Genomic DNA, 264 nt, shown 5'->3' with positions numbered 1-264 from the left:
ACCTGATAGATGCCCGGCATCGGCGTGATAATGCCATGTACCGTCATTTTGTAGAATCAGATCTCCATAGGTACCGTGGTAGTCGTAACCATTGCTACCTTGCTTTTCAAAAATAGACTCACCCGTATCAGGGTCTGTAATGGTTAGCTTGCCATCCGCATAGAGTGTTGTATTGCCAAGTGTGGCGATGCCAGGTTGGGCATAGTCGGGAGACATGTTAACGCCAGCAGTATTTTCAGATATAGAGGCAGTATCAACGCCGCC

General features: G+C 48.1%; 1 protein-coding gene. It reads right to left on the bottom strand.

Annotated elements, in window-relative coordinates; all coding sequences use genetic code 11:
• On the bottom strand, nucleotides 1-264 hold a 264-nt coding region (locus ACP45E_RS03045), incomplete at both ends, for a VCBS domain-containing protein (RefSeq protein WP_241824255.1).

It is taken from the genome of Vibrio genomosp. F10 str. 9ZD137 (genome assembly GCF_049974785.1).
Lineage (GTDB): Bacteria > Pseudomonadota > Gammaproteobacteria > Enterobacterales > Vibrionaceae > Vibrio.
The sequence above is the reverse complement of the archived record's forward strand: the minus strand, read 5'-3'. Positions and strand labels throughout refer to the sequence as shown.